Here is a 4,994-nt window from a genome sequence, read left to right as displayed (position 1 = left end):
ACTCCTCGGATATCCTGTTTGTACATGTAGTTTACGGCGTTTCCGCCTCCACCACCTACACCTATTACCTTTATCAGATTTCCTGTATTTTTTGGAAGATCAAATGTCGCATTGTCAAATTCTATCGCCATATTTTTTTGCTGTTTTTTATTGTTCCTCTTTTTAGTTAGTGTAGTTAGTGGTCAAATAATTATCTCTAAATCACTAATTATCAATGATATTAACCTTTAATCATTAGTGAAACAAATCATCATTTCACCATTATTGTTCTGTGGCAAAATTATTACTTTTTTTCTTAGTTATCAACCAAAAAACGAAATTTGTTTATAACTTTTCTCCTGTTAAAATAATTAATTAATATTCATACAATTAAGATATTTCTTTGACAATATTTTAAAGCACTCCACTTTTATTTTAAATAACTTAAGTTTCGCAAGCTCTGTAATCAACTGATTCTCAAAACATCCCCCCTACCCCCCCTCAAGGGGGGAGTTAGTAAGTAATAGAGGTTCAATAAGTTATAAAAGGGAAATTTTCTAATTTAATAAACAAATTAGACCATTTCAACGCCCTTAAAGACACATACTCCGCTCTCGCAACTCACATACTCTGCTCCAAGTATTCGCAGACTATCCTTTGGAGGGGGGGTGGGGGGAGGTTTTTACAAATAATTGTTTATCAGTTACTTGCAATTTCAATAGCAACCTAAAAACAACTTGCGAAACTTAAATTAATCATCATAATGACCATAACAAGTAAGCATCAATACTTTCTTTTCTTCCTCAAAGACTTCATAGACCATACGATGCTTTTTATTAATATGTCTTGAATACACATAACGCTCACCATATCCTAAAAGTCTTTCTAAGTGTCCTGTTCCTTTTTTAGGAGATATTTCTATTTCTGAAAATAGCTTTTCTATTTTCTTAAGCACATCTTTCTGTCCAGAGTTTTCATGTTTCTCTAATTGCTCCAGAAAACCTTCTGTATAGGTCAACTCGTAGGTGTCTGTTTTTTCCATTATTTCAAAAGTCTTTGACGCATTTCTTCTCTGCTAATCTTCACCTCTTTTTTAGCTCTTGACTGATCAACCATAGCCAAAAAATCCTCTTTTGACATTTTGGTATCATCTTCTTTCTTCTCTAAAATAAGGGGTTTGATTTTGAATTTGCTAAATAAGACTTCAAATATAGGAAAATCTGCCTCGCTGATTTCTGCTTGGAATGTAATTGTATTCATGATATTACTATTTTAGCGCAAAGATAATAATTATTTATACAAAAAACAATTGTTAATTACAAACGACTAATAATTAAAAATATTGTTTTTATAACTCTAAAAAACAATAAACTACATCTCTCTACTTTTCTCATAACTCTTGTGCCTGAGGGGGTACTTCGCTATAAGAGGGGTATAGGGGAACGGTTTCTATGTCTAAGAATAGGATGTTGTTCAATTGTGTATGATTAATTTATCAATTTGCTAATTTGCCTATTGGCTCATTAATCGATTCTCCCGCAAAGATACAACATTTAACCACAAATAGCAATATATACAAAAAATAAAAGAGAGCTTTTGCTCTCTTTTACCAATTCTAACCACAAAATCTAATATATGAAAAACAATTTATTTCCCCTTTGTTTTCGGGTGCAAAGGTACGACATTTTTCACATACAGCAATAGATTTATATCGTTTTTTTCTATTCTTGTATAGAGAAAATTTATAATTTGTCAATTCACCGATTTGCCAATTTGTCAATTCACCGATTTGCCGATTTGCCAATTTGTCAATTTGCTCATTGGCTCATCAGCTCATTGACTAATTGACTCATCAGCTCATTGGCTAATTGACTCATCAGCACATTGTAAACTGTTTTCCTGGTAGGGGGCGGACTACACCCTTCATTTCCATTTGGAAGAGCAGGTTGGAGAGCTTATGCACAGGCATACCACAATCTTTCGCTAGATCATCTAGGGTTTGCTTGCCTTGTTCTCTAAGGGAAGCAGCAATAGTCTCCTCCTCTGGGGAGAGCTCTACAAAGAGTTCGGGGGTGATTACCTTTGGGGCACTTTTGGCTACCTCCCACCCCATGTAATAAATAAGATCAGCAGCGGAGGTAATCAGGCGTGCCTTATCCGTCTTTATCAGTCGGTTGCAACCTTGACTATAAATATCATCCGCGCGACCTGGAATAGCAAAAACTTCACGGTCGTAGGAGAAAGCCATATCGGCTGTAACGAGACTACCTCCCTTGAGGGCTGATTCTATCACTATGGTAGCATCCGATAGACCTGCAATGATACGATTGCGCCCAATAAAGTTCTTTCGGTCAAACTTGCTCTGATGCCAAAACTCAGTGATAAAGCCTCCATAGGCCTCCACCTGACTTTCATATCTCTTATGAGAAGCAGGGTAGAGCGTATCCAAGCCATGCGCCAAACAGGCTACGGTCTGCACCCCATGACGAATAGCCGCCTTGTGAGCTGTAATATCCACCCCATAAGCAAAACCACTGACAATGACCAAGTCCTGCATATGTGAGAGTTCCTCTACAAATTTCTCACAGAAGGCACTCCCGTAGGAAGTCGCCTGTCGAGTACCAACGATACTGATAATCTTCTTATTTGCCAAGTCTATATTTCCACGGGAAAAGAAAAGAATAGGCGCATCAATAATCTGCTTGAGGTTGGCAGGATAATCATTATCAAAAAAAGTGTAGTAGCGAATATGGTAATCTTGGATATACTGCCATTCCTTTTCGGCAGCTTCGCGATGGATAGGGTCAAAAAGATGCTGAAGGATCACATTCCCAACACCCCCTATACGGGCTATCTTATGCTTTTTCTCATGATAGATAGCGGCAGGACTCCCACAATGAGCAATAAGCTTTTTAGCGGTAATATCCCCCACATTGGGCGTATGTTGCAAGGCCAAAAGAGCTATGACATCTTCTTCTTTCATTGCCTATTCCATATAATCTTCCCCTGTATAATTGGCTGGCGTGATAGCCTTAAGCTCAGCCTTGAGCGCATCACTTACCTCAAGAGTGTTGATAAAGGCATGTAGGGTCTGCTGATTGATTTTCTCATTGGTGCGGGTCAGTCCCTTAAGCGCTTCGTAAGGGTTAGGATAGCCCTCACGGCGTAGGATCGTCTGTATAGCCTCTGCCACTACCGCCCAATTGTCATTGAGGTCTGCCTGAAGTTTGTCTGCATTGAGAATAAGTTTGTCCAATCCCTTGAGAGTGGAGGCAATCGCAATGAGGGTATGGGCGAAAGGCACTCCTACATTGCGCAATACGGTGCTATCGGTAAGGTCTCGCTGAAGGCGGGAGATAGGTAGTTTTGCTGCCAGATGTTCCAAGAGTGCATTGGCTATACCAAGATTCCCCTCAGAATTCTCAAAATCAATTGGATTGACCTTATGCGGCATAGCTGAAGAACCTACTTCACCTGCTTTGATACGTTGCTTGAAGTAGTCCATGGAGATATAGGTCCATATATCTCGGTCGAAGTCTATCAATATGGTATTAATACGTTTTATCAGATCAAAGAGCGCCGCTACATGATCATAGTGTTCTATCTGTGTAGTAGGAAAAGAATGGTATAACCCCAATACTTCTTCTACAAATGATTTACCAAAACCACGCCAGTAGATATTGGGATAAGCTACCTTATGAGCGTTATAATTACCTGTAGCCCCCCCAAACTTAGCCGCATACTTGATAGTAGAAAAAGATGCTATTTGCTCTCTAAGGCGTACGGCAAAGACCTTCAATTCCTTGCCCAAGCGAGTAGGCGAAGCAGGCTGGCCATGAGTACGAGCCAACATAGGAATATCCTTCCATTCGGCAGCAAGGGTCTCTATTTCTTGTACAAGAGCCTCTAGATTAGGAAGGTAGACCTTTTCTACGGCTTCCTTAATGGAAAGAGGTATAGCTGTATTGTTGATATCCTGTGAAGTCAGCCCAAAGTGAATAAACTCCTTATAAGCCGAAAGCCCTAAGCGATCAAACTGTTGTTTGAGGAAGTACTCCACCGCCTTGACATCATGGTTAGTGGTACGCTCTATTTCCTTGATAGCAAGCGCATCGGCTTGGGCAAAGTCGGTATAGATAGCCCTAAGCGCTGGGAAGATGCTATGATCCACCCCTTCGAGCTGCGGCAAGGGCAGTTTACAGAGTGCTATAAAGTATTCTACTTCCACCCTTAGGCGGTACTGGATGAGGGCTTGTTCGGAAAAATAAGCCTGTAGGGCACTGGTCTTGGAGGCATAGCGCCCATCAATGGGAGAGACGGCTGTCAAAGACATGTTTTGCATTTTTTAGAAAACGCAAATATACCATTTTCTTGGATTATATACAAGGATAATTTAATAATTTGCCAAAATTAAATACGCACTAAAGTCACCGAATCCCTGCAAGCGAGTATGAGACTCACACCCATGAAGGAGAAAACAAAGGGAGTTCCACCTTTCGGGGGTTAGGGGGATTACCCCAATGCCACATCCATGACCATCATCACCACAAAACCAATGAGAAAGCCAATAGTGGAAACATCGGTATTACGACTTTGCTGGGATTCAGGAATGGTCTCTTCCACCACTACATAAATCATCGCACCTGCTGCAAATGCCAAGGCATAAGGTAATATTGGGGTAAAGAAAACTACTGCAAAGGCACCCAAGACACCCGCAATAGGTTCTACTATGGCTGAAAGTTGCCCATAGAAGAAACTCTTCCAGCGACTGAGTCCCATACGCCTTAACGGCATAGATACGGCTACTCCCTCTGGGAAGTTCTGTAGACCAATACCAATAGCTAGGGTTACCGCCCCTGCAATAGAGGCTTCAGGAATGCCCGCGGCTACCCCACCAAAGAGTACCCCTACCGCCAAGCCTTCAGGAATATTATGGAGTGTAATGGCTAAAACCAAGAGTGTGGTACGCTGCCAAGAGGATTTCACTCCTTCGGTTTGCTTGAAATTGGGGTGAA

At 40.8% G+C, this 4,994-nt stretch carries 5 protein-coding genes; all 5 read right to left on the bottom strand.

The genetic code is table 11. The features are described from left to right. Positions 1–730: 730 nt before the first annotated feature. Entirely contained in the window at positions 731–1,021 is a 291-nt protein-coding gene (locus tag Q0625_RS02945; RefSeq protein WP_298823405.1) for a Txe/YoeB family addiction module toxin, read from the bottom strand. Then, positions 1,021–1,239, bottom strand: a complete 219-nt coding sequence (locus Q0625_RS02940) for a hypothetical protein (protein ID WP_298823404.1) — start codon at positions 1,237–1,239, stop codon at positions 1,021–1,023. The genes Q0625_RS02945 and Q0625_RS02940 overlap by 1 nt, the downstream gene beginning before the upstream one ends. 616 nt (positions 1,240–1,855) lie before the next feature. Then, positions 1,856–2,962, bottom strand: coding sequence for a DNA-processing protein DprA (gene dprA / locus Q0625_RS02935; RefSeq protein WP_298823403.1), 1,107 nt, complete (start codon positions 2,960–2,962; stop codon positions 1,856–1,858). A gap of 3 nt (positions 2,963–2,965) precedes the next feature. Continuing rightward, on the bottom strand, positions 2,966–4,312 hold the full coding sequence (gene purB, locus Q0625_RS02930; protein WP_298823402.1) for an adenylosuccinate lyase: 1,347 nt from the start codon (positions 4,310–4,312) through the stop codon (positions 2,966–2,968). 179 nt (positions 4,313–4,491) lie between these two features. After that, positions 4,492–4,994: ZIP family metal transporter (locus Q0625_RS02925; RefSeq protein ID WP_298823401.1), on the bottom strand; the 503-nt coding region annotated here is incomplete at its 5' end.

This window comes from uncultured Capnocytophaga sp. (assembly GCF_938029845.1).
In the GTDB taxonomy this organism is placed as follows: domain Bacteria; phylum Bacteroidota; class Bacteroidia; order Flavobacteriales; family Flavobacteriaceae; genus Capnocytophaga.
Note: the sequence above shows the minus strand (reverse complement) of the source record. Positions and strands in the feature narration are given on the sequence as shown.

Excerpts from the sequence above, each read along its gene's own strand:
- purB (WP_298823402.1), bottom strand. The coding sequence starts at position 4,312 with ATGTCTTTGACAGCCGTCTCTCCCATTGATGGGCGCTATGCCTCCAAG.
- Q0625_RS02945 (WP_298823405.1), bottom strand. The coding sequence starts at position 1,021 with ATGGAAAAAACAGACACCTACGAGTTGACCTATACAGAAGGTTTTCTG.
- Q0625_RS02940 (WP_298823404.1), bottom strand. The coding sequence starts at position 1,239 with ATGAATACAATTACATTCCAAGCAGAAATCAGCGAGGCAGATTTTCCT.
- dprA (WP_298823403.1), bottom strand. The coding sequence starts at position 2,962 with ATGAAAGAAGAAGATGTCATAGCTCTTTTGGCCTTGCAACATACGCCC.